21 protein-coding genes are annotated in these 26,338 nt (G+C 44.2%); all 21 read left to right on the top strand.

Features of this window, described 5'->3' with window-relative positions; genetic code table 11:
- Nucleotides 1-408 precede the first annotated feature (408 nt).
- The 21 genes from ACTQ1O_RS04415 to asp2 all read left to right on the top strand — a co-directional run bounded on the left by ACTQ1O_RS04415 (nucleotide 409) and on the right by asp2 (nucleotide 26,337).
- Complete coding sequence (locus tag ACTQ1O_RS04415; protein WP_441486284.1) at nucleotides 409-1,599, top strand: hypothetical protein; 1,191 nt, start codon at nucleotides 409-411, stop codon at nucleotides 1,597-1,599.
- Nucleotides 1,600-1,630: 31 nt separating this feature from the next.
- On the top strand, nucleotides 1,631-1,849 hold the full coding sequence (locus ACTQ1O_RS04410; RefSeq protein WP_441486283.1) for a hypothetical protein: 219 nt from the start codon (nucleotides 1,631-1,633) through the stop codon (nucleotides 1,847-1,849).
- Nucleotides 1,850-2,580: 731 nt separating this feature from the next.
- Nucleotides 2,581-4,296, top strand: coding sequence for an IS1634 family transposase (locus ACTQ1O_RS04405; protein WP_441486282.1), 1,716 nt, complete (start codon nucleotides 2,581-2,583; stop codon nucleotides 4,294-4,296).
- Nucleotides 4,297-4,298: 2 nt separating this feature from the next.
- The gene (locus tag ACTQ1O_RS04400) at nucleotides 4,299-4,547 is read left to right on the top strand and encodes a hypothetical protein (protein ID WP_441486281.1); all 249 of its coding nucleotides are present in this window, start codon (nucleotides 4,299-4,301) and stop codon (nucleotides 4,545-4,547) included.
- On the top strand, nucleotides 4,540-4,758 hold the full coding sequence (locus tag ACTQ1O_RS04395) for a hypothetical protein (RefSeq protein WP_441486280.1): 219 nt from the start codon (nucleotides 4,540-4,542) through the stop codon (nucleotides 4,756-4,758). Before ACTQ1O_RS04400 ends, ACTQ1O_RS04395 begins: the two co-directional genes overlap by 8 nt.
- Before the next feature lie 269 nt (nucleotides 4,759-5,027).
- The gene (locus ACTQ1O_RS04390; RefSeq protein ID WP_441486279.1) at nucleotides 5,028-5,570 is read left to right on the top strand and encodes a hypothetical protein; all 543 of its coding nucleotides are present in this window, start codon (nucleotides 5,028-5,030) and stop codon (nucleotides 5,568-5,570) included.
- A 6-nt stretch (nucleotides 5,571-5,576) separates the two neighbouring features.
- Nucleotides 5,577-7,067: a hypothetical protein gene (locus ACTQ1O_RS04385; protein WP_441486278.1), complete on the top strand. Its 1,491-nt coding sequence runs from the start codon at nucleotides 5,577-5,579 to the stop codon at nucleotides 7,065-7,067.
- Nucleotides 7,068-7,347: 280 nt separating this feature from the next.
- Nucleotides 7,348-7,863 carry a hypothetical protein gene (locus ACTQ1O_RS04380; protein WP_441486277.1) on the top strand — a complete coding sequence of 172 codons (516 nt, stop codon included), beginning with the start codon at nucleotides 7,348-7,350 and terminating at the stop codon, nucleotides 7,861-7,863.
- 363 nt (nucleotides 7,864-8,226) lie between these two features.
- On the top strand, nucleotides 8,227-8,835 hold the full coding sequence (locus tag ACTQ1O_RS04375) for a hypothetical protein (protein ID WP_441486276.1): 609 nt from the start codon (nucleotides 8,227-8,229) through the stop codon (nucleotides 8,833-8,835).
- Nucleotides 8,836-9,504: 669 nt separating this feature from the next.
- Nucleotides 9,505-9,858 carry a hypothetical protein gene (locus ACTQ1O_RS04370; protein WP_441486275.1) on the top strand — a complete coding sequence of 118 codons (354 nt, stop codon included), beginning with the start codon at nucleotides 9,505-9,507 and terminating at the stop codon, nucleotides 9,856-9,858.
- A gap of 69 nt (nucleotides 9,859-9,927) precedes the next feature.
- Complete coding sequence (locus ACTQ1O_RS04365) at nucleotides 9,928-10,800, top strand: DUF7686 domain-containing protein (RefSeq protein ID WP_441486274.1); 873 nt, start codon at nucleotides 9,928-9,930, stop codon at nucleotides 10,798-10,800.
- A gap of 271 nt (nucleotides 10,801-11,071) precedes the next feature.
- Nucleotides 11,072-11,299 (top strand): hypothetical protein, encoded by a 228-nt coding sequence (locus tag ACTQ1O_RS04360; protein ID WP_441486273.1) that lies wholly within the window; start codon nucleotides 11,072-11,074, stop codon nucleotides 11,297-11,299.
- 344 nt (nucleotides 11,300-11,643) lie between these two features.
- Nucleotides 11,644-11,910: an AAA family ATPase gene (locus ACTQ1O_RS04355; protein WP_441486272.1), complete on the top strand. Its 267-nt coding sequence runs from the start codon at nucleotides 11,644-11,646 to the stop codon at nucleotides 11,908-11,910.
- A gap of 72 nt (nucleotides 11,911-11,982) precedes the next feature.
- Nucleotides 11,983-12,549, top strand: a complete 567-nt coding sequence (locus tag ACTQ1O_RS04350; protein WP_441486271.1) for a VanZ family protein — start codon at nucleotides 11,983-11,985, stop codon at nucleotides 12,547-12,549.
- Nucleotides 12,550-12,583: 34 nt separating this feature from the next.
- Complete coding sequence (locus ACTQ1O_RS04345) at nucleotides 12,584-13,978, top strand: APC family permease (protein ID WP_441486289.1); 1,395 nt, start codon at nucleotides 12,584-12,586, stop codon at nucleotides 13,976-13,978.
- 231 nt (nucleotides 13,979-14,209) lie between these two features.
- Nucleotides 14,210-15,703: an accessory Sec system glycosyltransferase GtfA gene (gene gtfA, locus ACTQ1O_RS04340; protein WP_441486270.1), complete on the top strand. Its 1,494-nt coding sequence runs from the start codon at nucleotides 14,210-14,212 to the stop codon at nucleotides 15,701-15,703.
- A complete protein-coding gene (gtfB, locus tag ACTQ1O_RS04335; protein ID WP_441486269.1) occupies nucleotides 15,676-17,229 on the top strand; it encodes an accessory Sec system glycosylation chaperone GtfB in 1,554 nt (517 codons plus the stop codon). Before gtfA ends, gtfB begins: the two co-directional genes overlap by 28 nt.
- A 376-nt stretch (nucleotides 17,230-17,605) precedes the next feature.
- On the top strand, nucleotides 17,606-21,922 hold the full coding sequence (locus ACTQ1O_RS04330) for a hypothetical protein (protein WP_441486268.1): 4,317 nt from the start codon (nucleotides 17,606-17,608) through the stop codon (nucleotides 21,920-21,922).
- Between the two features lie 93 nt (nucleotides 21,923-22,015).
- Nucleotides 22,016-23,215 carry a hypothetical protein gene (locus tag ACTQ1O_RS04325; protein WP_441486267.1) on the top strand — a complete coding sequence of 400 codons (1,200 nt, stop codon included), beginning with the start codon at nucleotides 22,016-22,018 and terminating at the stop codon, nucleotides 23,213-23,215.
- Nucleotides 23,216-23,240: 25 nt separating this feature from the next.
- On the top strand, nucleotides 23,241-24,848 hold the full coding sequence (asp1, locus tag ACTQ1O_RS04320) for an accessory Sec system protein Asp1 (RefSeq protein WP_441486266.1): 1,608 nt from the start codon (nucleotides 23,241-23,243) through the stop codon (nucleotides 24,846-24,848).
- Nucleotides 24,838-26,337 (top strand): accessory Sec system protein Asp2, encoded by a 1,500-nt coding sequence (gene asp2, locus ACTQ1O_RS04315; RefSeq protein WP_441486265.1) that lies wholly within the window; start codon nucleotides 24,838-24,840, stop codon nucleotides 26,335-26,337. Before asp1 ends, asp2 begins: the two co-directional genes overlap by 11 nt.
- Nucleotide 26,338: the final 1 nt, after the last annotated feature.

Genomic DNA, 26,338 nt, shown 5'->3' with positions numbered 1-26,338 from the left:
CATCTATGAGACGTGCTGTACTCTCGGGATCAACAAACGAATCCATCGAGCAAAACATCATTTGATTTCTGTCACAGGTTTTAACGTATGGCATTCTTGACTCCTGAAATCGTAAAATATCGTATATGTTCTATAACAATTATACTATATTTCGTATTTCAGACCTAGGAATAATGCGTACTTTATTCAGTTTTCAAGGTGCAAATGTATATGTGAAACGGGTTCATGGTGGAATCCGTAACAACCAATTCATCAGGTACTCAATCCGCTAGTTTTCGGACAGTCTGCCCCGATAGGATTTTATATTATTGCAGAAATTATTATTGATTTGAGTATTTTGATAATTCTTTACTAATGATATAATGGTTTTGCAACTATAAACAATGATTTTTAGTAGGAAAAAATTAGATGACTTCGATTGATGATCAAAAATTAAGAAAGATCAACGATTATATTACTAATTTTACAATTCCAAAAATACCTGATGAAACTAATTTTTGGATGATAAGGACTAAGAGCGGATATTTCTATGATGAATTTCTTGCTAATTCTTTCATAGCTTTAGGATGGAACATAATTGATTCAAAAACGTCTTTCGTCCCTGAGAACAAGCAATTGCTTAAGAAAAGCATTAATGATTATTATGGAGATAAAAGGCCGGGATCAGCCGTAAATAAATGTAAACGATTCATTAATGAATTACAGGCAGGCGATATTGTACTTGTTCCAAATGATGGCACTTCCGAAATTGCGATATGCCGTGTAGGCGAATATTATGAAGAAAACTACAACATTGATCAGGAAATCGAGATAAATAAAGTTATTGAGCTAAAATCCGAGCCTATTGATTCTGTAAAGTGCCCTTATAAAAAACGCAGACATATAGAAGTTCTCCTCAAAATTGCCGCTAATAGGATGGAACCAAACTTAATTAAAGCTATAAGTAATTATCATGGACTTAGCAATTTAACAGAATATGATACAGACATCTTGAATTGTCTTTATAACGCATATGAGTATAAGAGCAACATTACGTATGTTGTTAATATCTCAACAACTGATCCGATACGAGCTCGTGATTATTCAGGATTTATTTATGCACTTACTGATCTCTTTTGCGAAATAGTAAATGATGAAGATTCAGTTAGTATAAAAAGCAATGTCAGTTCCCCAGGGCGTGTTGTAGTTATTTTACAAAAGGGTTTCAAAATTATCAAAAGGAGTGCGATTCCCCTATTAGTAGTGTACTTTTTGGCCTTTGGTGGATCTGGCCTAGGTTTTGAATTTGAGGGAGCAGTAAAGACCATTATTGAGTGTGTACATGAGGCTCAGATGTTGCCTATTGAAAAAGAGGAAAAGAAGGAAGAACTTAAGGCTAAGAAACTTGAGAATTACGAGAAGCTAATAGAATTATCGAAGGCCTGTGAAGATGAAGATCTGAATATTGATACAATTAATGAGCAACTTGAACGTTTGGAAAAGGTTGAAGAAAATCTTAAGTTTGAGTCGAGCGATGAGTTTGCTCAAGATAAAACAGACTCTAAAGAAAAACTGGAAGATCTAGAGGAAAACAGTACATCGTCTGATGAAAATAAATAAGAAACATTGAAAGTTGTAGAAGGGAGACGCAATGAAAAACTATGTTGGATTAGCAGTATTCGTAATTATTGCTTTTTGCGCTGGCCTTTCGCTTGTTTTTAAGATAATGGATTCTGTTTTAGGAGAGAAAAGATTATTCGCCAATATTAAAACCTCATTAATCACATATCTTTTTGGTATTATTTTCGCATTCGGTTTTATAGAAATTAGTGTATGGGCTGTGATTAGACTGCAGAATATAATTCATTAATCCTAAATTAGTCACTTATTATTCCTAAGCTTAGCATTCCCGTGCTTAGATTATATGAAGTGACCTCACATTTGTAGTATCGTGGATTTACCTGTATACTGATGATTGCCGAAATCGTAAGTGGTAAATAATCGCAGAAGCATATGTTAACAAGGTGATTGATAGATATTTTCCGGCAAGCTCTAAAAAGGAGATTCGTAAAACAGGCTTATACGTGATTTGTCTTCAGAAATTATTATCAACAGCCAAATTTCCGTAAGAAAGTATAATATGTTTAGGAAAGCTTTGATTGTTGATTTATTTGCTTTCGGCTTTACCGTTATTACTTTTATTGTTGCATAATTAGCATAACTTCAATATTGTATGGTGAATGCTATTGAAACCACTGATCTTAACAAAAGAAGCAACAAGAAATGGAAGAAATTCGAATAAAAAGCCGTTTTGCTATAGTTATGAGACGGACATGAATATGCGTGCATTTCCAGCATGTCGGGCATCTGGATATATCTTGTCCTGTGAAGATGGCGACAGACTTCCTTTCCGATCGTGCAGTGTGAACTTCCAAAGAAAAGTACCCTCAATGAGTAATTCGTCAATCGTGAGATAAAGAAAATGGCCAAAAGCCGGCGTTTGTAAGCGAAAATGATTGCAAATGGCCGGTTTTTTTTGTTACACTTTTTATAGGGTATAAATACCCTATTTATTTCTGGAAAATTTCTTGAGGGTATGCCATGTTTATGAAGTTTAAGGTGCCGGTTCCGGAGACTTCCGGAAAGCTCGTTCGTAAGAACCGCGGCGGCGAAATGTTCATCGAGTATGAGTATGATCGGACCTATGATCCGGTAAAGCAGATCACCTATCCGAAACGAGCATCGATCGGAAAAGTGGATAAGGATACCCCGGACCAGATGTATCCAAACCAGAATTACCTGAAATACTTTCCCGACGCTGCCCTGCCGGAAGAGGTGGATCGTTCATCAAGAAGCCCTTACTTGAGCATCGGGTCTTATGTTGTGCTGCACAAGCTGATCACGGAAACAGAAATCCGGCCAATGCTGGAAAAACACATGGATACGAAGGACGCCGGTTTCGTCCTTGACCTGGCCTGTTACAGTATCCTCAGTGAGAATAATGCTGCCCAGTATTACCCGGACCACGCATACAGCCACCCTCTCTTCACGCCAGGGATGAGGGTGTACACAGACTCCAAAGTGTCGGATTTTCTGCAGGCGCTGAAACCGGAACAGATCCTGGGCTTTCTGAACAGCTGGAATAGTCCCCGCAGCAAACGACAGAGGATCTATATTTCTTATGATTCCACGAATAAGAACTCTCAGGCGGGTGACATCGATATCGTCGAGTTTGGAAAGGCCAAGGTGGATCAAGGAACGCCAATCTTCAACTATTCCGTTGCTTTTGATACGGCAAACAGGGAGCCGCTGTTTTATGAGGAATACCCGGGCAGTATTAACGACATGTCCCAGCTTACCTGCATGATCGATAAGGCGTACGGCTATGGATACCGGAATCTCGGCTTCATCCTTGACCGGGGATGCTTCAGCCGGAAAAACCTTGGGTATATCGAGAGGCATGGATACAGCTATCTGATCATGATCAAAGGGATGAAAGATTTCATCCGGGGGATCATACTGAAAAATCAGGGGACATTTGAAGGCAAACGAATCCATTACATCGACCGGTATGATGTCTACGGAACGAGTGTGGAATGCGTATTGTTTGAAGGAGACGAAAAGAAAAAGCATGTCCACCTGTATTACAGTGACAGCCGTGCTTACGGAGAGAAGCAGGAAATCAAGGCAAGAATCCGCAGACTCAAACACTATCTTAACAAGTGCGTCGGAAAGGAATGCGGCCCGTTCGGACCGGAAGTCAATGATCATTTCTATCTTCATTATGAAAAAGATGGAAAAACGCTGAAGCTGGCAGAAGAAAACACATCTGCTGTTGAACTGGAACTGTCATTGGCAGGATACTTTGCAATCGTGTCAACAGACAAGATGACAGCAAGAGAGGCACTGGATAAGTATAAGAGCCGGGACGCTTCCGAGAAGCTGTTCCGTGCAGATAAATCTTATCTCGGAAACACCAGCATGCGCGTGTGCTCCGACGAGGCGCTCGCCTCAAAGATTTTTATCCAGTTCATTGCACTGATCCTGCGGTGCAGGCTGTATACGGAACTGAAGGAATGCTGTGAGACAATGGCAAAGCGGCCGAATTACATGACGGTTCCGGCGGCTTTAAAAGAACTGGAGAAGATCGTCATGATCAGGCAGCTGGACGGCGTATACCGTCTGGACCACGCAGTTACGAAAACGCAGAAAACGATCCTGTCTGCATTTCACATGGATGAAGGGAATGTCCGGTACCAGGCAAAAGAGATAGGAAAAAACCTGCAGGAAAAATCCGACAGTAAGAAGGGAGCATAACGATGGCAAGAACACGGCGGAATTCGGCTGAAACACTGGAACTGAAGATCGAGCTGGCAGAGAAAAAGGCAGAAAAGACACGAATCGCTCATGAAAAGGCGATCGACGAGCTCAAAAAGCTGTATGATATACGCAGGGCAAAACAAAGGGATATGATCCTGAAGGCTCTGGAAAGCAGCGCCCATTCCCTTGATGAGATCCTGACTTTCATAAACTCTCCGAAGAATGAGGAGGAAGAAGCTGATGCATGAGTATTCGAGAATCCTGATTGAGGAATACTGTTTCACCCACAAAACGAAGAAAGCGGAGATTCTCTCAAGGCTGGTGGAGATGTCCTATGACCTTTCCGCGGAAGACACCGACGCGGATGCGATTGATCTCGAAAGTTTGATTCAGCGCGAACGGAATCCGGAGCTGAAGGAAGCTCTCATCGACCTTGATGACTTTCTCTTCAACTATTGATTCGACAGTCAAAAGCTCTTTAGGGTACTTTTTCCAGGAAGTTCACAATGAGGTGAAGAGGATGCTGGAAGGTTGAAAATAGATTGACAATAGTAATTATGCACAATAAACATACATTCTATAGTAAAAAAATCATAAAGATGATAAAATAGATGTCAATGAAGTTTGCACGCACGGCTTCGTTTCACATTGAACTATCCAAGGCATGAGGCGAAAAACTTCATGCCTTGATTTGTGTCTGATTGGGATTTATACGGAGGTGCCGTTTTATGAATGAACAGAACAATAGACCTAATGCGGATCTTATTATTGTTTGCGCAAAAGAAACGATGCCGTTTGGAGAGATGCTTAAGCAATATATAAGTCAGCATAATGATAAAGAAGGTAAAATTGTCGGTTGCAAAGACGGAACTACCGCCCTGACGTGGTCTGAAAAAAATTATGAGGATAGTAAGCCGACAGTATCATCAAATCAGAAAATAATTTTTATTGGAAGTAAGTTGCTCTCTTGGGAAACAATGAATAAAAAATATGAGAAATTTCATATGAAATATTATTCGTTAGGTTCTCAGGCGCTTTTGATGGTAGATGATGAACTTCTGGGTTATGCAGGGATGATTAAGGAAAAAGATGATTTTATAAAATACACGAAATCATATTTGTCCAACATTCATGAAATTAACTATGCTGCAAAACTGGTTACATTTTTACCATTTGAGAAGTGGAAAGCTGAGATGAGAATGCAGAGATATCAATGCCTTATTTCTGTCTTTTATCATGATTTTCTCGAGAATTTTTTGAGAGGAGAATGATCTTAGATGCAAGGCGTAAAAGAAGGCTTTGATGAATTTTCAAATAATAGCGGAGCGTTCATGACGGCAAGACAAACCTCAGAATATGTTGAAAAGATCAATTCTGGGTTGAACGATATGTTTGATATTATTAATCAGAACTTTAGTGGATCTCAAAAATCTCCTAGCTTTTTAAAAGGTGATGTGGCTGAGTATTGGCATTGGCTTACTTTTAATGCGGATGCGATTGCTAAAGAGTCAGAACATAGAGTTTTTTTGCCGAGAGTTAACGGACTGGGATCTCCTGACATTATTTCTAATTTCGGCAAGAGCTGGCAGGCAAAATATTATTCAAATGGAGAAACTACGGCAAGAGCTTTATCGGTAACTCCTTATCTTGAAAGCAAGGCAAAGCTAACGATTGAGGAATTTGCGGCAAAATATAATATGACAGTTGATGAGGCAAAGTATTCTCCTTTATATAAAAATCAGATTGGCCTAGTAGCTGATGATGATCAGTTGGTAGAGGAAGCTAGGATTTATCTAAGAAAAAGATATCTAAAAGAGTTGTCTATTAGGCCGCAGAATGCCGAAAGATTTAACCGAGACATTTCGACTGTTGTATCTGATAATGCAGGCGTTAATTCAAAACCTGCCAGCAATGAGCAAATGGTAAAATTAGCGGAAGATGCCAAAAAGGGAATAGCCAATGCCGAAACAATGGAGTTATCTCCTAAAGACTTTATCAATATGAAGATGCTTTTATCGAGAAGCCTTAAAGCAGGTATCACCGCCGCTGAGATTTCAGCTATCCTTCAAATTGCGCCTGTACTGATAGAAAGTATCTTAAAAGTTGCCAATGAGAAAACGATAGATGAAGATGACTTAAAACGAGTTGGCACCAGAACTGGAGTGTCCATTACTGAGGGCTTTTTAACCGGAAGTGTAGCAGCATGCCTGACAGAAGCGTCACTCAGCGGAATGCTTGGTGACACTCTAAAGAATGCATCACCTGAGATGATAGGCGCAATAAGTTATCTCGCAATGTGTGTCATAAAGGACTCCATTTTGACTTCATGTGGAAAAATGTCTGCAATAGAGTTTGGAGACGAAGTGACAAGATCAATTTTCTCAACCCTAGCTGCAGCCACTTTGTGCAGGATAACATCAGTATTACTTCCAGGTGTTGGTCTCGCCATTCTGCTTTCAAGTTTTGTAGGATCCATATTGGGAAGTGTTGTTCATACTGGGGTTAAGGAATGCCTTCTGTCGCTCTGCGTCGATAGTGGCTTTACGTTATTTGGATTAGTAAAGCAGGATTATAAATTGCCAGAAGATCTCTTAAAAAGTATTGGCGTTGATGTTTTGGACTACGAGAGTGCTAAAGTCTCATCTGCAGGGACACAAACATTAGGGTATGAGACAGCAGGAGCAATAAATGCTGATGCCGAGAGAGTGAATATTACCGTTCTCAAGCGGGGACTTATCAAGGCAGACTTAGTTGGATATTTATTTTAAGGAGGCCGATATGCTATTTTGGGTTTTGTTAGTTTTAGGAATCGTTCTGTTGTTTGTTTTCCCAATAGGCGGGATTATTTTGATTGTCGTAGCACTAGTTATGCACTTTCTCAATAAAAAATCATGATGGTATATTAAACCTGGTTTGCGGTGGAAATGCTCGCACTGGAATTCACACAAAAAACCTGTTAGACCTTCGTTGACATACTCTGATGAGGTGCAGGATATTTCCGGGAAAGACTTCAGTTTCCTTGAACAGCTTATGGAAGCCAACATTAATATGCTGTTCGTAGGAGACTTCTTCCAGCACACATACAATACCAGCCTCGATGGCAATGTTAATAAAAACCTATTCGATGATCCAATAAAGTACATGAAGCGGTTTGAGGACAAAGGAGTAACGCCAGATACGACGACACTTCTTAATAGCTGGAGATGTAGCCGGACTATCTGTGACTATATATCGGCTAATCTTGGAATACGCATGAGTTCCAATCGCACTGATAATACCGTGATTCAGATTGTGTCTGCCCCGGAAAAGATTGAAAGAATTCTCTGCGATGAAAGCATTGTAAAACTTCATTATCAGAACAGTGCAAAATATGGTCCCAGCCATAAAAACTGGGGCGATACCAAGGGAGAGGATTGTTATGGAAATGTCTGCGTTATGCTGAACAAGAGCACAATGCAGAAATATAACGCTGGGAAGCTATCCGAGCTTGCACCGTTAACAAGAAATAAGTTATATGTTGCGATTACTAGATCTAGAGAAAATGTGTACTTCGTTAGAGAGTAGCTAAAAAATGTCACTTATATTGCTTATGTCTTTTACTGGAGCTCGAGTATGGAAAGGCAATGTGGCACTATTCTTTTTTATTTGCTATTATAAAGATAATAACTGGTATCCATTAAAGAATTCTGATACTAAAATCGACGAGAAACATAAATATGTGATGATATTTCATTGTCCAAGCTGGCAAATGAGCAGGATAATGATGGAGGAGATTCATATTCAATATTCGACGGTTACATCAAAAGTAATTGAAAAAAATGCGCATGGGAATCCCCTGCGCTATGAGTCCTCAAGCATCCGATTTTCCGTGCAAAGCCACAGAATATTGCACTGCCGATCGGTTTTCAACCTTTTATGCGGTGTTCTATGCAAAATGGATATGGCATTTACATGCGAGAATCAACGCCTTTACAGCAGGATTATGTTTTTGAAAAATTGAGATTTCGCCATAACGAAAAGCTTGCAAATTGGATTTTCGAAGAAATGCAGGGCGGAAAACTGATTTATCCGCATGAGGGTCTGACCAAGGCGCAGTTTGTGATAGATAAGATTCGTGATCTTAATGAATTTTCAGAAGAGGCACTTCGATACGCTGTTTATCAAAGTCATTACTATAGGTTAGTTGATATTGATAAGGCAAGAAAGGATTTACAAAACTTTTCTGTCGGCGGTAATTTTATTAAAATAATTGATGGTCACACATGGAAGATCAGTTCTGGAAGACGACATATGATAGATCAGGAATATGCTGATTTTTCTCTTGAAAGAATATATGGTGCACGAATTTTAACCAAAAAGAATAAAGGTGTAATTGGAATGTTTGCACCATGGATGCTTATGACAAGTGAAGATGAACCGGGGATTGTGGACTTTGAGCCTTTGAGAAGTCAGTATGAAGTTGATTCGGTTAGTTCAAGGAGTGGAATTTCTCTGTTAAATATGTTTATAACTCAGAAGGTTCCAGATTTCTATTGACTCAAACCTCCCGCATAAACATTAAATATTAGTCACGAAGGATGATTATTCTAAATGGACTTCGCGACATAAATATTCGACCGTTTTCCGTAAATTCGGATGTCATCTAATAGTATTAATAGTTATCGTAGCTATACTTTTCAGAATGTTCTTTACATAGCAAATGATAAGAAAGCGACAAAACAACTGGAAGGCCTAATTAATATGGTTTTAATTCGAGGCTTCGGGCATCCCTGTGGATGAGAAATGCCACCTTTCCCTGTAGTTAATCCACTTGTTGGACATTCGACTTTCGATTGGAAGTGGAATGCAAATATTTGAGTATACCAGATAATTTTATTGAGAGCATGTTGATCTTTTCATTCAGTTGATTGGATATAATAATATACGGTAAAGAAATTGGATATTGATCTAAATAAAATTCTAGTCATTGATTTGCATTAGAATTGATGTAGAACTTGAGGAGATATTAATATTGGACGCAACAAATAGATGGATCGAACAATTTAATGATTATACATCGATTAGAGGGAATCTTCACAAAAAAATAACAAAATCAGAAAAGGCATATTTAAATATGGCAATATTATTTATGACAAGTCAAGACAAAATGCTATTGTGAATAGTGAAATACAAAATCTGTGGAACTACCTATATCAGGATCCAACAATGAATATAGATGATCGCATTGAATACCTATTGAGAAAAGTTTACTATTTGGGAACATATTTTAAAATTCCTCACGAAAATATAAATTTACAATCTCCTAAAGTTTCTGCCCAGGAAAAGGAATATCGTATACTGGTTAATCTATGTTATGATCCCAAAGAAATCATTGTAAATTTATTACCAGAGGAATATGAAGAATCTAATAATTTTGGGAAATGGCATCATATAAATATTCAATATGGATTAGAATCTATTGATTGTGTTTATGTTGATTCTAGCGATGACAAGAAGGAATTAACGGATGAGCTTCATAAGCATCAAATAGATAATCTCCAAATAAAAGCGAGACATTAATGATGATCGTACGATTGATGCTTTTTTTATAAAAAGATTGTAATTCTTATGATGGGGAGAAAGACCAACATGCTCTGTGATAGATGCGGAAAGAATCCTTCGGTTATACATATTACAGGAAAAGGCAGCTATTGTGCCGACTGTAATAACCAGATGATGCTGGAAATGTTTGGAAAGGATAATACATTTCATTACGCGAAGAACATTATCATAAGTGAGACAGACGGCAAGATGCACAGTTTCCGTATACAGCACCTGATTCTTGGAAATATTGTTACCTGGGAAGCACAGGAAGTCGGAGGGAACTACTATTTTCAAGATGTTTCTGACCTGAATGAAAATGGCAGTGATGTTGCACAGCGGTTTTTTCAGAAAATCATAAATGGCGTGCAGTATAAGAGCATTGAGAAAAAAGTATCTCCTGCTTCCAATCTGCTGCACCGCGACGGCATGTGCTATTCATTAAAGGAACATGGAAATATCTCTATCGAAGAAGATCCGGAAAGTGGATATGAATCTATACGATTTAGGATCGATGACGAATTCTTTACACCGGAAGAGGCGGCTCGTATGCTGAGCTCATACGTTGGATGGAATATGAAGTACCAGATCGAATCGGCTTCCGAAGCATATCTCGGGGAGGATGAGTATCTGGTTCCAGTAAAGATCAATAAGCGCATTATTCTTGGAAAGTGGAATTTGCTTCGAGAGCTTTACCTTCAGGAAGGGCACTTGAGAGAAGCGGATCAGCTGGATTTTGATGAGGGGATACAGGAGATTATCGAGATGCTCATTATCCTGCGGGAACATGGAAATATGGACACAGCCATAGAGGCCGGAGAACAGATCATCGAAGAACTGCGGCATTTGACTGGCCCTGGTGAAGATTTCCCGTTTCTTGATATTGACATCCTTAGTGGTGTTATTCACAAGTACAGGTAAGGGGTATGGAGAATTCTGCTGTTTCTAATTTCATCAGTTGTCATACAACTCAATGGCGGAAGCCGGCTCAAGTTCAGCATCCTCTCAACGATGTGCTCGCCATGGATCATACAACGTCACCATTTGATGTTGCGAAGAGGTCAATTCATAAAGGATTGCCTTTATTAAGTCTGGCAGAGGCTGTTCTCTTATGTTAATATCAATTTAATGAGACACCCACTGTAATTTCTTTAAAGTCAAAGATTATTTTTTATGTGGAGGAACGAATAGCATGGCAGAAGGGAAACGCACACGTCGCAGTCGGTCAGAGGTATTGCAGAGCAAACTGGAAAAGTTAAAGGAAGATCAGGTAAAGTATACACAGAAACTTCAGTTAATAGACGATCAGATAAAGCAGATCGAAGATGAACTGAATGAACAGCGTGTGGACGAAGTGATGGCAGAGATCACAGCACAAGGACTTACCATAGACCAGGCACTGGAAAAACTTCGTTCCTGACATTTGATATGTATGTGAATGCTTCATGAAGGAACTGCTGAAGGCACTCGAAGCAAGCCCACGAGCCTACGACGAGATCATAAAATTCCTTGCCGGAAAATCGGATTCAGACGAGAAATGAGGGAGCATGCAGCTTTGAGTGTTGTAAGCAGTAAACCGCCAGTACCTGTTGTACCCAGCTAGCCTTTGCGATAATGGAGTCGAATTAATCTAAGGTTTTTTCGACTTCTCCAAAGGAGGCTTGGTATTGATGGACAAGATCACATCCGACGTTCGCCGTCAACAATGTCTTGATATCATTCAGACCTGTAATCAGCCTAAAGATTCCTTGAAAGGGGTTCAACATGAAAATAGATAAAATACATGTCAAATACTTTAAGTCAATGTATGATACAGAATTTGAACCCGGTAATATTAATGTTCTTATAGGCGCAAATGGATCGGGAAAATCCACTGTATTGGAATCCATAGGCATTCTGAGCGCGGCAATGACAGAGAGGGTCAAGATCAGTAACAAGCTACTTGAAACAGGGATGCCTTTATCAAGGCTATGGATTGATGGATACATCGGAGGCGTTCCAGACCTAGAAAGAATAACCAATTTTGAGTAGAAAGTGCCAAATTACTGCGCACGATACCAGATAAGCCAATAGCTGAAACAGAAATACATTAAGACACACATTATGAAACGAAAAATCATCACGATTATCATATTCCTTACCCTTGCTTTTATCTGGGGCCACTCCATGGTGCCAAGGCCAGCCTCGGCCGATGAGAGTGGTTTTTTTCTGAAGATTTTTTATCCGGTTTTATCGGTTATCGTTGGCAGGGACCGGGTGACGAACCACCTGATCAGAAAAATGGCCCACTTTACCGAGTATTTCATACTGGGGACAGAGCTCAGACTGTATCAGAATGTCCGATTCTCTGACACTGTGGCAGCATGTACGACAATTTCTGACACTGCGGAAGCATGTACGGCAACTTCTGATGCCGGGGCAGCTTGCGGAACGGATCCCGAAAGAAGTGAAAGTCTCATAAACAGGTTTTCTCGGCTGCTGCACGGCAGGATGCTGACTTCTGTAAGATATGCTTTTTACATTGCGTTCATCGATGAGACCATCCAGATTTTCAGCGGAAGAGGTTCACAGATCGCAGATGTCTGGCTGGATGTGTTCGGAGCATGCTGCGGAACAGCGATAATTTCCCTGTTGTCAGTTTGTAAGTCAGTCAATCCGATGGTTGAGTAGGAATTAGGTAGGAGTTTATTAGGAGGACAGATCCATAGAAACCCTGAACAGGAATTTAAAATTTAAGGATGTTCTTGTTCTCGCCTTCAGCACGATGATAGGATGGGGATGGGTAGCGCTTACCGGAAATTGGGTTGACCGGGGCGGAACGATTGGTGCGGTGCTTGCGTTTGTCATTGGTGCCGTTCTCTGTATTTTTGTCGGCCTGACCTATTGCGAACTTACTCCCGCATTGCCTTATTCCGGAGGAGAACTCGTTTTTACCTATAAGGCATTGGGCTACCACGGGGCATGGTTCTCCGGGTGGATGATTGCTTTTGCATATATTGGTGTCGCTGCATGGGAGGGACCGGCGCTGGTTACAGCGATTGACTACCTGATTACGATCCCGAGATATGGTTATCTTTGGACCATCGCCGGATTTGATGTATATGCGACCTGGCTGGTAATCCCTGTATGCGTCGGAGCATTATTGTGCATAATCAATACAAAGGGGATTAAGATCTCCACAATTTTTCAGGCGGTGGTCACAACAATACTGGCTGTCGGCGGCATTGGCTTCGCGATTATCAGCGGCATGAATGGTTCTATTGAGAATATGAAACCGCTGTTTACGTCAGCAAACGGGATGTTTTCTGTGGTTCTGGCTGTTCCGGCTATGTTTGTCGGCTTTGATGTTATTCCACAGGTGGCGGAGGAAATGAATCTTCCGCTAAAAAAGATACCTGCTGCCATTGTGGCATCCATCTTTTTAGCTGCAGGATGGTATATCATGATTATTCTTGCCAGTTCCTTTGCGGCACCGAATGAGATCCTTGGCAGAGAGGGATTGTCTGTGGTAAACGCTGTGAATTATGCGGCGAATCGTCCGATTGCAGGTAAACTGATTGTTGTTACAGCGATTATGGGAATCCTGTCCAGCTGGAATGGCTTTATTATCGGCGCAACCAGAGTACTTTATTCCATGGGCCGGGCTAAGATGCTTCCGGATTTCTTCGGGAAGCTTCACAAGAAATATCATACACCGGGAAATGCGATTGTATTCATCGGCGTCATTACGATCCTGACACCGCTTCTTGGGAAAAATTCTCTCGGGTGGTTTGTTGACGCAAGCGCATTCGGTACCGTAATCGCCTATTTAATGGTCACCATTTCCTTTGTGATTCTCAGAATAACCTGTAAAGACCTGCCCAGGCCCTTCAGGGTAAAGCATGGGATGATCGTAGGAATAATCGCCGTCATGATCTCGCTGTTCTTTGTGTCTTTATACCTGCCGGTTGGAAATTGTTCGCTGTCTGGTGTAGAATGGGTGATCGTAGGAGTCTGGTTTGGCTCAGGTATGTTATTCTATTTATTGAGTCTTCCACATATGAAGGAAAATACCCGGATCAGAGAAAATGCGTTATTTTGTAAATCTCCGGAGAATTAGCGCTCAATTTCTTTCCGCTTATCCCTTCCGTTTATCATGATTATAATGAAAGAAAGGCATTTCAGGGTTATTCATTTTGCATGACACATCTCAGATGAACAAAGTACGAAATGGAAATCATCTTTCTTTTGAAGTACGAAAGGGAAATCGTATTTCTTTTATCGATGTCGCAAGAGACATCTCGATTTTGTTGATGATCATAGGACATAAATGTGAGGCAGGAGGAGAGCGATGATCTACAATTTCAACCTGGGCATCGGCCGGGCTTCCAGCGGTGTAGAGTACGCCCAGCTGTATCGGGCGCGCATGCTGCGCGCCATCGATGAGCCTGCACGTTTTATCTTCACGGATATGTTTCCGCGGGAGAACATCGAACATTATACGAAGAAGATGGGCTTCAAGGATAAGGAAATCCTGTGGCTCTATACTTTTTTTACGGATTTTCGTACGGCGCCGGTCACTTATACGCTGGAAGATTTTCAGGAAACTATCGCGAATGTCGATTACCGTGTGCAGCGGACCGGAAAAATCGGCCGTCTCTTTTTTTCGGATCATGATTTCTGCACGCTTTATTTTGTCAACGATCAGGAGAACCTGCTGCATCGTGTGGAATATGTGTCCGGCGGCCGTCTGATCCGCAAGGATTATTTTACCTACGGACGGATCTATTCGGAATATTATGCTCCGCTCGACAATAAGGCTCATCTGTATCTGCGCCGTTTTTTCAATACAGACGGTTCTGTCGCGTATGAGGAAATCACTGATGACGGCGATGTCATGTATCGTTTTCCCGATCAGATCTTATATTCCAAGGAGGAGCTGGTCGGGTATCTGGTCCGGTGTCTGCATCTGAACCACAGGGATGTCGTCATCATTGACCGGACGACCGGCATCGGGCAGGCAATTCTGCAGAACTGTGCGCCTGCCAGGGTCGGCATCGTTGTGCATGCGGATCATTACAGCGTCGGAAGTACCGATGACCGGAATATTCTCTGGAACAATTATTATGAGTATTCTTTTGATATGTCGCGGCATATTTCTTTTTTTATCACTTCTACTAATGCGCAGCGGGATCTCATGCGCGCCCAGTTTGAGAAGTACACGGGAGAGGTACCTGAGATCCGCACGATTCCGGTGGGCAGTCTTGAACAGCTCCGCTATCCGGACACCGCACGGAAGCCTTTTTCTATTGTGACTGCCAGCCGGCTGGCATCGGAGAAGCATGTGGACTGGGTCATTGAGGCCTGTGTGAAAGCGAAGAGGGAGATCCCGGAGCTTACGCTGGACATCTACGGTGAGGGCAGCGAACAGCAGCGGCTCCTGCAGCTGATCCGGGAGAATCAGGCGGATGGCTATATCCGTTTGATGGGGCAGTACGATATGACCGATGTCTATCGAAATTATGAACTCTATCTGTCGGGGTCGACCAGTGAGGGTTTTGGCCTGAGTCTGATGGAAGCCGTCGGCAGCGGTCTGCCCATTATCGGCTTTGATGTTCCGTATGGGAATCCGACTTTTATCGACGACGGAAGAAATGGCTATCTGATTCCCGTGGACGAGGATATGTCCATACCGAAGCATGTGGAGGGCCTCTCCGCGGCTGTGGTGAAATACTTTCAGATGGCCGACCGTGCCTCCTTTCATAAACATTCCTATGCGGTTGCACAATCTTATTTGACAGAAAAGGTGATGCGGAAATGGAAAAAAGTGATCCGGTTAAAATAAATGCTCATACCGATGCAGAAATAAATTATCTGGCAGAAAGAAATGCTTGTACCGGTATGTCACCAAATGATCCGATCGATGGAAATGCCTCTGCCGGGATAAGAGTGACTGACGGCATCCTGCTGCTTGATCGTTACGATGAGATGGCTGATATGCTGAAGCAGTCCTTCCGCTGTGCGGGTTTTGCCGGTCCTGTTGTCGTGATTGAGGACAAGGGCTTTCTGCCGCCGGATGTCCTTTCCGTCTTCCGGTGGTTCTGCAGCGATCCCGAAAAAAAGAAATCTGGTGAGAAAGGTGCCGGCTTGAACGGTTTCAGCGCGAAAGATCGCAGCAATACAAAGGCCGTGAATGCATATCGTATCTTGCATGCCGGTTGGAAGGCAGGGAGTCCGCGTTATTTCAATCAGATCGAGCTGCCGGATTACTGGGAAATCAGCAGTACAGGCAGCGGCGGCGAGATCCATGATCTTCATCACCTCCGCGGCCGTATTTTTTATGCGCAGCCGGCGCATCGCCGGCTGGTCAGTGAGGTGGACTGGCTGGACGATCAGGGCATTGTCCGCTGCACCGACCATTACGATTGTCACGGACTCCTGTATGCGAGAACGGTCTTTAATCGAAGCGGGAAGCGGTTCTGCCGTTCGTGGTTTAATGATGACGGCCAGGAATGCGTGGTGGAGAACGATGTGACCGGCGACATTATCGTCACCCGTAATCATAAAACGTATATCTATAAAAGCCGGACGGATCTCGTTATCGAAATGCTTCGTGAGTTAAAGGCGGACGGGCAGCGCATCTTTTATAATTCGCTGTCAACGCCGCTCTTTGTCAGCGAGCGCTTTCCATCAGACAGTTTTCTGTTCTGGCAGGAGGGCCCGCGCGAAGATATTCCCGGAAACATGCAGATGATCCTGAACGGACATTCGCACACCCGCAGGATCTATGTACAGAATCCGGCCAGCCGGCAGAAACTGATCAAGCTTGGTGCTCCAAAGGAATGGGTACGGCCTTTGGGCTTTGTCTATCCCTTTGAAAGGGAAAATTATTGCCGCCCTGATATTCTGATCTGCACAAACTCCGATCAGATCGAAGAGCTTGAAGAGGTGGTGAAGCGTCTGCCGCAGATGGTGTTCCACATTGCGGCAGTCACGGAAATGTCGGCCCGTCTTCTGGCATTCGGACGCTATCCGAATGTAAGGCTGTATCCTGTGGTGAAGGAGAATACAGTGAACGAACTGTTCCGCAGGTGTGATTATTATTTCGACATCAATCATGGCAGTGAAATTCTCTCCAGCGTAAGGCGGGCTTTTCTGAATAATCAGCTGATTCTGGGCTTTGAGACAACCATCCACCAGCGCCGGTACGTCGCGAAGGAACATATTTTTCACGACGCATCGGATCTTTGCTCGCTTGCCGCAGATCCGGACCATCTGCCCGCTGCACTGTCGCTGCAGCATCAGGCTGCCATGAGCGAGAGAACAGACACGTACCGGGAATTGTTCGAACGTCAGATGCCCTCCACGTAAGGTGGTGAGCTTCTGACTGCTCCCACGGGCAAGCCTGTGGGTTTTACGCCGCAATTTATTACTGCCTAGTCGCAGTGATACAGGTGGATCACGGCTTCTCAAAATTTTGTGACTCTGATACCGGCATTCTGTCATTCCAGATTCATTTTTCCAAATTTCAATATTAAGGGGGCCCAGTATCCCGATGCCGGATTTCCGGCGATCCGGATCGTATGGACGATGGATACAGTTTCTTCACACATTTTTACAGGAGAGGTGCTATAATCTAAAAGCAAAATTAACAGTATCTAATATCGTTCTGGTTATACGATTGCAGGAGTCCAACAACTTCAACTAGCATGACAGCGATAGATGACTTTAGGCAGGTGTATCAACGATGAAAAAGAGAAAGAAAAAAAGCTTAACAAAGATTGTTAATCGAAAGAGAAAACATACTCTTCTAAAAGGAGTCGCCGCGACAGGCGCTCTTTTGGGCGGAACCGCAATTTTCGGCCAGGGGAATAAGGTATATGCTGCTGAGGCTGAAAATCTTTCCGAATCCGGATGGGCGAGCGAAAGTGTACTGGAACAGGCAACTGCTTCGGAATCAAAGGCATTATCCGTCTCGGAATCTGATACCGGATCGGAAACATCTAATGAAGGACTGACAGGTTCAGCAGACAGTAAGGTTTCTGCCGGGGAGGCTGCCACACAATCTCAGAAAGCCAGTCAGTCGATGTCTGACGTCAACAGCAATCAGGATAAGGCGGATTCTGAAAGTCTGTCCGAAACAGCCAGCAGACTTGCCTCTGAAGGAGCTTCAAATAATCTATTGAGTCAGTCTGCCTCTGACAGCGATTCACTTTCTGCGTCGGCAAGCCTCCGGGAAAGTGATAGTCTGCAGGATTCGGTTTCCGGCAGCACAATGGCTTCTCAAACACAATCTGCTTCAGCAAGTGAGAGTGTAAGTGAATCTGCTTCAGCCTCAGAAAGCAGACGCATGCTCAATAGCGCTGTGTCAGAATCGGCAAGTCAGTCAACGTCAATTTCACAGGTGGCATCTGCACAGACAAGTGCGTTTGTGTCGGAATCTGCAGCAGGTTCCGAACAGCAGAGTCAGCTGGTTTCGGAAAGCGTTTCTGATTCTGCCTCGAACAGCCAGAGCGGAAGCATTTCCGTCGAGACTTCTGTATCATTATCAGACAGTCTGAGTCTGTCGAACAGTACTTCGGGTTCTGAAAGTCAGATTGCATCTGCATCCTCTTCTGAATCGGCATCCGTAAGTACCAGCACCTCTGCGTCTGCGAGTGAAACAGCCGGTATCCAGAAAGTAACAGAAGTCAAGGTCTTTGAATATAATGATGCTGATGGGACAAATACGATTAGGAATGTAACGGGAACGCTCGACCTTGTAAAAGGAAACATTCATTGGGCATTTGAATATCGGGCAAAGAATGCCGTAAATAATTTTCGGCAGTATTTTGGATTTTATTTAAATGTTGTCGGCGGCGCCCGCGCACCTCAAAACATCTCAGTGAAAGATGCGGGTGGAAACACCTATACATTAGAAAATGGTTTTTACAACAATAATGATTCATATTCTGAGAATCAACTAGATTCCAAAAGTGGAACCATAAAAAAATTAGCGCTCGGCTCTAATATCAAAACCTTTGATTATGACGGTAGATTCTGGGGCGACAGCTATTCCACAACAGAAAAGATCAATGTAAATGGCACTGTTACTGTCTCCTTTGATACGTCCCTAGGTAAGTATCAAGAATGGGGCAAAGCCATTGCCAATGTTGTGGTCAGCGTACAGGCAACCTCCTCCAGTACGTTGGAAAACCACAAGAATGGGAAAAAATATTACGAGACGATTCATCCCACAGTAAAGGAGAGCAATCAGGGAGCGGAAATAACTAATAGAGGCGTGGTTACTATCACACCGGAAAAGAACTACACAAATGATGCGAGGAGTGTCAGTGAACTGGCATCTATGTCCCAGTCGACATCAGAGTCTGTTTCAAGCAGACAAAGTGAATCGGCGTCATCACGTTCGAGCGAGTCACTTTCGCAGAAGGATAGCGCATCTGCAAGTCACAGTACGAGTACATCCGCTTCGCAAAGTCAGAGTATCAAACGTAGTTCGGAGAGTACGAGCCAGTCATTATCTCAAAGCATTTCCAATCAGTTCTCCAGATCTGCTTCAATCCATGAATCGCAGTCGATGAAGCAATCGGAGCAGGAAAGCGCTTCTGTATCTGCAAGTGTAAGTGAGTCCCATAGTATAGCCAGCAACGAGAATGCATCCGCAAGCATGTCTGAGGAAAAATCGCAGTCAGATAGTGCCAGCGGTTCTGCATCCGTAAGCCTGTCATCGGTAAGTTCTCAGTCTGCAGACGCAGCATCGGAATCTGCATCGCAGAGTGGCAGCTTACAGAGTGAGTCCGGAAGTGCAAGTACAAGCAAATCGACAAGTTTATCGAGTTCACAAAGCGTGAGCAACAGTATTGGTTCAGAAAGTATTTCAAACTCCAACGCAGCAAACAGTATCAGCGCAAGTGCGTCCGAACGGGATTCTGAAAGGAACTCTGAGAGTATTAGTGCATCCGGATCTGTGTCAGCAAGCAATTCAGCTAGAGAATCCGAGAGCAATAGCGTAAGCCAGAGCACATCTACAAGCGGCAGTACCAGTAACAGTACATCCCAGAGCGCAAGTGAAAGTACGTCTGTATCTCAATCCGAGAGCGAAAGCAGGTCTACCTCATTATCAAACAGTCAGAGCGAGAGAATTTCAAATTTGCTGAGTGGATCAGAGAGTATAAGCGCTTCGATCAGTGCAAGTACATCAGCAAGTACATCTCAGAGTAAGAGTGAATCCGAGTCAGAAAGTACATCCGAGAGCGATTCAGAGTCTGAAAGTGCATCTGAGAGCGATTCCGAATCAATAAGTACCTCTGAGAGTGAAAGTGAATCCGAATCGGAATCTGAGTCGGAGAGTGAGTCCGAGAGTGAAAGCGAATCCGAGTCAGAAAGTGAGTCGGAGAGTGAATCTGAAAGTACATCAGAGAGTGAATCAGAGTCTGAAAGTGCATCTGAGAGCGATTCCGAATCAATAAGTACCTCTGAGAGTGAATCTGAAAGTACATCAGAGAATGAATCAGAGTCTGAAAGTGCATCTGAGAGTGATTCCGAATCAGTAAGTACCTCTGAGAGTGAAAGCGAATCTGAGTCGGTAAGTACCTCAGTGAGTGAATCGGAATCCGAGTCAGAAAGTGAGTCGGAGAGTGAATCTGAATCCGAGTCGGTAAGCACCTCTGAGAGTGAATCTGAAAGTACATCAGAGAGTGAATCAGCATCTGAGAGTGAATCCGAATCAGTAAGTACCTCTGAGAGTGAAAGTGAATCCGAATCGGAATCTGAGTCGGAGAGTGAGTCCGAGAGTGAAAGCGAATCCGAGTCAGAAAGCGAATCTGAAAGTACATCAGAGAGTGAATCAGAGTCTGAAAGTGCATCTGAGAGTGATTCCGAATCAGTAAGTACCTCTGAGAGTGAAAGCGAATCTGAGTCGGAGAGTGAATCGGAATCCGAGTCGGTAAGCACCTCTGAGAGTGAATCTGAAAGCACATCAGAGAGTGAATCAGAGTCTGAAAGTGCATCTGAGAGTGATTCCGAATCAGTAAGTACCTCAGTGAGTGAATCGGAATCCGAGTCAGAAAGTGAGTCGGAGAGTGAAAGTGTATCTGAGTCAGAAAGTACCTCTGCTAGTGAAAGCGAATCAGAGTCGGAAAGTGCATCTAAAAGTGAATCTGAGTCGGTAAGTGGATCAGAGAGTGAATCTGAAAGTGAAAGCGAATCTGAGTCAGAAAGTAGCTCTGTGAGTGAAAGCGAATCCGAGTCAGAAAGTGAGTCGGAGAGTGAAAGTGAATCGGAATCCGAATCAGAAAGCACATCCGAGAGCGAATCGGAATCCGAGTCAGAAAGTACCTCTGAGAGCGAATCCGAGTCAGAAAGCACATCGGAGAGTGAGAGGAGTGTATCCGAATCCGAGTGGGAAAGTGAATCTGAGAGTGAGAGTACGTCCTGGAGCGCTTCCACAAGTGAATCGGCAGTCAGAAGCGTTAGTGATAGTACTAGTGTATCAGCCTATGTATCGATTTCTGAGTCGGCTTCGAGATCAGCGAGTGCGGCTTTGACAAGTGTTGTAGCGACAACTGCTTTAACAGCAGATGCAGCGACAGCAAGTGTCGCAACACTGAATACGCCGACATCTGAGAGTGTGTCGGTTTCAGGTAGTGATGCCGGGTCTGCTTCTGCAGATGGTTCAACGAATGAGTCAGGTTCTGTTTCTTTCAGTGAATCGTCTTCCACCTCAACAGATGAATCAGCAAGAGCCAGTCAGCGCGCAAGTTCCAGTGACAGTGCGAGTGCTGCGGCAAGTGAAAGCAAGTCTGCTTCGGCATCGACTGCGGCGTCGGAATCCGAGACGGAGAACAGCAACAGTATCTCAAACAGTTTGAGTGTGTCTCTGGAGGATTCGCTCAGCGCATTATCCAGCAACACACCAGCAGCTGATGCTGCAGCTTCCGGAACCGATATGAGCGCCGCGTCAACTGCAGCACCGGCCAGAGGCAACGCTCAAAGTGATGCTGCGGCGACATCGGAGATTGAGACGTTAAATGAAGTAATCCCACTACAGGTTATAAAGCCCTGATAATATGGTATTTGGAGAGGCTATCAACAATTATGGAAAGATTACATATCGTTTAGTCTTCCTGATATATAGACAGAGAGAAAATACAGCTTTATGGAAACTACAAGAACACATGAATTGTGTAAGAGAATCCTTTTTTCAGTTCTGGTATTACTCATATATTTAGCAGGCAGAAGCATTACTCTTTATGGAGTCGTGACCGCTTTTGATGATTCTCCCGGAAATGTCCAGTCCATTGTAACAACGATGCTCAGCGGTGATCGATATCAGCGGACGCTTATGTCGCTGGGCATCATGCCCTTTATCAACGCTTCTCTGCTGGTACAGATAATTAGTTCATTGAAAAATATAAACAGCCGGACGAAAATTTCCAAGCAGAAGCAGGATCGATGGATGCTGATCACGGCCGTTATCTTCTCGGTTTTTATGTCTGTTATTCAGTCGCTGAATTTGACGTTACGTAAAGACGCTGGTCCTGCATCTGTGGTCCGGCTGCTTGTGATACTGGAAATGATAGCCGGCTCCATGGTCACATATTTCTTGTGCAAGACAAATGAGAAGCATGGAATCGGTGCATCTATGCCCATTATTTTGTTAAATGTGATCACGTCACTGGCTTCCAACCTGACGATGTATCATTTTTTTCGATACCCTGTACTGATTCTGACGACTGCGGGCATCGTCGTCGTCACCGTCTTTATGGAGAATTCTATTATTAAAGTGCCTCTTCAGCGCGTATCCATTCACAATATTCACGCCGACCAGAACTATATTGCGTATAAGCGCAATCCTGTAGGGATCATGCCCGTGATGTTTGCGTCTTCTTTTCTGGTCATTATTCGATACGTGATTCTGTTTCTGACCTATGTGATACCGTCTGATCATGCGTTTGCCGGTATATTGCAGAACTTGCTGATGACTGAGCTGCCGGGAACCACGCTGTATTTAATCATTATTTTCTGCCTGTCGGTCGCATTTTCTTTCATCATGCTAAATCCGGCGGAAAGCGCGCGTCAGCTTCAGCAAAACGGTGACAGCATCATTGGTGTCTATGCCGGGGAAAAAACGAAACGGTATCTGGTGAAGATTGTCCTGAAATGGAGTATGATCAGCGGATTGCTCCAGGCAGGGTGTATGTCAATCTCTTTGATTTTATCTCTGAATCATGACATTCCTGCATCGCTGGCACTGATTCCATCGTCCGGCATGATCCTGGTAAGTATTATCTGCAGTCTGATTCAGGAAATTCAGACCTATTATCGTTATGACGCGTATAGATTTTCATACCTGTAGGCACAGTTTGTGAAAGGAATCGTTTATGCAGTATTTTATTCCTGCCTGGTATCAAAATGGTGACTGGAAGGAGAATGAGCAGGTCTGGTATCGTTCCCGTACCGTGACGGAGTTCGATGACACGGTCAAGCAGATTCAGCTGTTTTTCCGAAAAAAAGCAGCTCCTTTTAAAATCATGCAGCTCGGATTTTCGCCGAATTTCCGCCATTTTCTCCATCGGCAGGGCGTCTATCATGTTCCTTACTGGTCCTGCTTTGATGCCATGCAGGGCATTGCTTCGGACCGCACCGTTCTTTTCTCTTTCCATGATCTCTCCTGGCCGGATGATGTGGAATTCATTTACTCGCCCTTTGCGGTGATTGTCCGGCGAAACCAGAAGAAATATGCGCAGATTGAATTTGCAGAAGACGGCAACATGTTCCGTGTGGACATGTTCAAAAATGATGACCGGATCTGCTCCAATTATTATGATGACCGGGGGTTTATGTCCTGTCAGATCGTCTACCGCGACGGGATCGCTTCCCGGGAGCAGTATTTTAATGAAGACGGTGTATGGAAGTTCGCCCGTTTTCTGGATGACGGCCATGTTCTGATCAACCCGGACAGCAGCTGGTATTTCGTGAACCTGAATGATCAAAAGCACGAATCTCCCAGGAAGGTGAATTATCAGAGACTGGAATACCCCGATATAGACGCAATGATCACGGAGGTTCTGCAGGAGAACCTCAAGACGACATCGGACGCGGATATTTTCGTGATCGCGGTACATTCCCTTCACTCGCCTGTGCTGGCACAGGTCATGAAAAACCGAAAGACTATCCTTTCCTTTTTTGCACGTCGTCTGGACGAAAACGGCATCGAGGAGATGGACCGGAAGCTGATGCAGGATGCCGATGCGATTGTGGCGGATAAGAATGTGACGGCCCGTAGGATTCAGGAGCAAACGGGACTTCGGAAACCGGTCCGTGTGATCACGCCCTATGATTCGCGTGAGGAATCCGGCAACAGCCTTCATCTGCCCGTGCAGAACATTCTGCTGGCTGTGGACCAGATCAATGATGAAGATTTCAACACACTTGTCGTTCTGCTTGCGAACTACATTCTGACCCGGAATCATCGTGCCCGTGTCTGCATGTTCACACGTTCTTCCGCATACAACAGAAAGAGCCGCCTGATGCATAAGGCAAGAAAGGCGCTTCGTGCCGCTCGCATGAATCCGGAACTGGCCAGGGAGGATGATAAGGTCAGTGAGAGCAGGCTTGACTTTCAGGAACAGGCTGCCTGTGTTTTTTCGGTGGCCCAGTGTGTGGATGAGATGACAGTCAGTCAGAAATTGCGGGAACAGCGAATCGTAGTAGATCTGCAGCCGGTTCCGGACCAGTTCCTTCAGATTTCAGCGATGAGCATGGGAATCCCACAGATTGCCGGTCAGGAAACCGATTATTTCGCGGATGGCAAAAACGGAATCCTTGTCCGAAAGCTTTCGGATCTGCCGGATGCGCTGGATTATTATCTGGGCAGCATTGCGCATGTCAATCAGGCGCAGATTGCCTCGTACGAGCTGGGCAGCCGTTTTTCGACGGAGCAGCTTGTGCAGTCCTGGAAGGAGATTTTAGAGAACGTTGAACATTAGAGCATTGCAGCTTGGAAGGATTGATTATTCAAGCCGTTTTACACTTCCTCCGGATACGGATTGGAATTATGAGCCGGAACTGAAGCTTTCTGACGCGGAATATGATGTTGCGGTCATTGATCGTGTCCTCACGGATCGGGAAGCGGATATTCTGTCCAGGATTGTGCGCGCATACAGTTTATTTGTTCCGGATGATATTCCGATGACTGACCGGATGGAATATCTGATGCGCAGCCGTTGCGGCAGCAGAATCACACGCGATGAATTGCCGTCGTTTCTGGAGGAGCAGCTTCCGAATTATTTCGGCCGGCCCTATGGTGAAAAATATGACCCCCATACGATGGAAATTGCGCCCGGCTTTCAGGGCCAGGTATACTGGAACGGATTCACGGAAACCATCATGGAGGGCGATTTCGGCGATCATATGAGGCAGGCACTCTACTGGCGGGGCAATATTCCCGTTGACGAAGGGCAGGCTATTGATTTCTGGCTTGAATATCAGACGGAGGGTGATGTTCGGATCGAGCTGCAGATCGTCCAGTTTGCTGCGGGCAGTGTTGCTTCCATTCAGAAAATCTGGAAATTCGATGAGGCGGCACTGCGGCAGCCGGTGACCATTGATAATAAAAAGAAGGACGGTCCTGTGTTCGTATCTCTGAACGCCCGGGGAAAGGGCACGCTTCATGTAAGGGCGCTGCATGACCGTTATTCCCGGCGCGGCGCCGGAAGTTTTCTGCCCGGGGGCAGACGGATCGTTACCGGAAACAGGGAGGAAATCTTTGCCTATCTGGATCCGGGCGATTTCAAGCCTCCGCTCTGTGTGTATTTTTCCGGGTATAAAACCATGGAGGGCTTCGAGGGCTATCACATGATGCGGCGGATGGGAACTCCGTTCCTGCTGATCAGTGAAGCCAGGCTGGAAGGCGGAGATTTTTATCTCGGAGATGAGGAGTACGAGACTTGTCTGAAGAAGATCATTGAAAAGGCAATGCATGAACTGGGCTTTTCGCCGGATCAGGTGATCTTCTCCGGGCTCTCGATGGGTACGTTCGGTGCCTTGTACTATGGCTCCATGATTCGCCCGGGGTATATCATTGTGGGAAAGCCTCTGGTCAATCTGGGAAGCATGGCGAAGGCCGAACGCATTCAACGGCCGGGCGGCTTCCCGACCTCTCTGGATGTGCTGTGGAAGCAGTATCATCGTCTCGATCAGGAAGCTTCTGATCAGATGAATCAGCACTTCTGGGATACCTTTAACCGGACCGACTGGACCGGACGGTCGTTCTACATCGCATATATGATCGAAGATGACTACGACGCCGCTGCCTATCAGGATCTGCTTTCGCATATGCAGGGCAGAGGAGCGAAAGTGATCGGAAAGGGACTGCACGGACGTCATAATGATGATACCTCGGGTATTGTCTTCTGGTTTTTAAGGCAGTTCCGAAGAGTTCTCCGGGATGCTTTCGGCAGAGAGCGGGAGTCCTGAA

Origin of the sequence: Bilifractor sp. LCP21S3_A7 (genome assembly GCF_052118825.1) — a bacterium.
Classification (GTDB): Bacteria; Bacillota; Clostridia; order Lachnospirales; family Lachnospiraceae; genus Bilifractor.
The sequence above is the reverse complement of the archived record's forward strand: the minus strand, read 5'-3'. Positions and strand labels throughout refer to the sequence as shown.

Coding starts and splice junctions, on each gene's coding strand:
- ACTQ1O_RS04415 (WP_441486284.1), top strand. CDS start 409: ATGACTTCGATTGATGATCAAAAATTAAGAAAGATCAACGATTATATT.
- ACTQ1O_RS04410 (WP_441486283.1), top strand. CDS start 1,631: ATGAAAAACTATGTTGGATTAGCAGTATTCGTAATTATTGCTTTTTGC.
- ACTQ1O_RS04405 (WP_441486282.1), top strand. CDS start 2,581: ATGTTTATGAAGTTTAAGGTGCCGGTTCCGGAGACTTCCGGAAAGCTC.
- ACTQ1O_RS04400 (WP_441486281.1), top strand. CDS start 4,299: ATGGCAAGAACACGGCGGAATTCGGCTGAAACACTGGAACTGAAGATC.
- ACTQ1O_RS04395 (WP_441486280.1), top strand. CDS start 4,540: ATGCATGAGTATTCGAGAATCCTGATTGAGGAATACTGTTTCACCCAC.
- ACTQ1O_RS04390 (WP_441486279.1), top strand. CDS start 5,028: ATGAATGAACAGAACAATAGACCTAATGCGGATCTTATTATTGTTTGC.
- ACTQ1O_RS04385 (WP_441486278.1), top strand. CDS start 5,577: ATGCAAGGCGTAAAAGAAGGCTTTGATGAATTTTCAAATAATAGCGGA.
- ACTQ1O_RS04380 (WP_441486277.1), top strand. CDS start 7,348: ATGCTGTTCGTAGGAGACTTCTTCCAGCACACATACAATACCAGCCTC.
- ACTQ1O_RS04375 (WP_441486276.1), top strand. CDS start 8,227: ATGCAAAATGGATATGGCATTTACATGCGAGAATCAACGCCTTTACAG.
- ACTQ1O_RS04370 (WP_441486275.1), top strand. CDS start 9,505: ATGAATATAGATGATCGCATTGAATACCTATTGAGAAAAGTTTACTAT.
- ACTQ1O_RS04365 (WP_441486274.1), top strand. CDS start 9,928: ATGCTCTGTGATAGATGCGGAAAGAATCCTTCGGTTATACATATTACA.
- ACTQ1O_RS04360 (WP_441486273.1), top strand. CDS start 11,072: ATGGCAGAAGGGAAACGCACACGTCGCAGTCGGTCAGAGGTATTGCAG.
- ACTQ1O_RS04355 (WP_441486272.1), top strand. CDS start 11,644: ATGAAAATAGATAAAATACATGTCAAATACTTTAAGTCAATGTATGAT.
- ACTQ1O_RS04350 (WP_441486271.1), top strand. CDS start 11,983: ATGAAACGAAAAATCATCACGATTATCATATTCCTTACCCTTGCTTTT.
- gtfA (WP_441486270.1), top strand. CDS start 14,210: ATGATCTACAATTTCAACCTGGGCATCGGCCGGGCTTCCAGCGGTGTA.
- gtfB (WP_441486269.1), top strand. CDS start 15,676: ATGGAAAAAAGTGATCCGGTTAAAATAAATGCTCATACCGATGCAGAA.
- ACTQ1O_RS04330 (WP_441486268.1), top strand. CDS start 17,606: ATGAAAAAGAGAAAGAAAAAAAGCTTAACAAAGATTGTTAATCGAAAG.
- ACTQ1O_RS04325 (WP_441486267.1), top strand. CDS start 22,016: ATGGAAACTACAAGAACACATGAATTGTGTAAGAGAATCCTTTTTTCA.
- asp1 (WP_441486266.1), top strand. CDS start 23,241: ATGCAGTATTTTATTCCTGCCTGGTATCAAAATGGTGACTGGAAGGAG.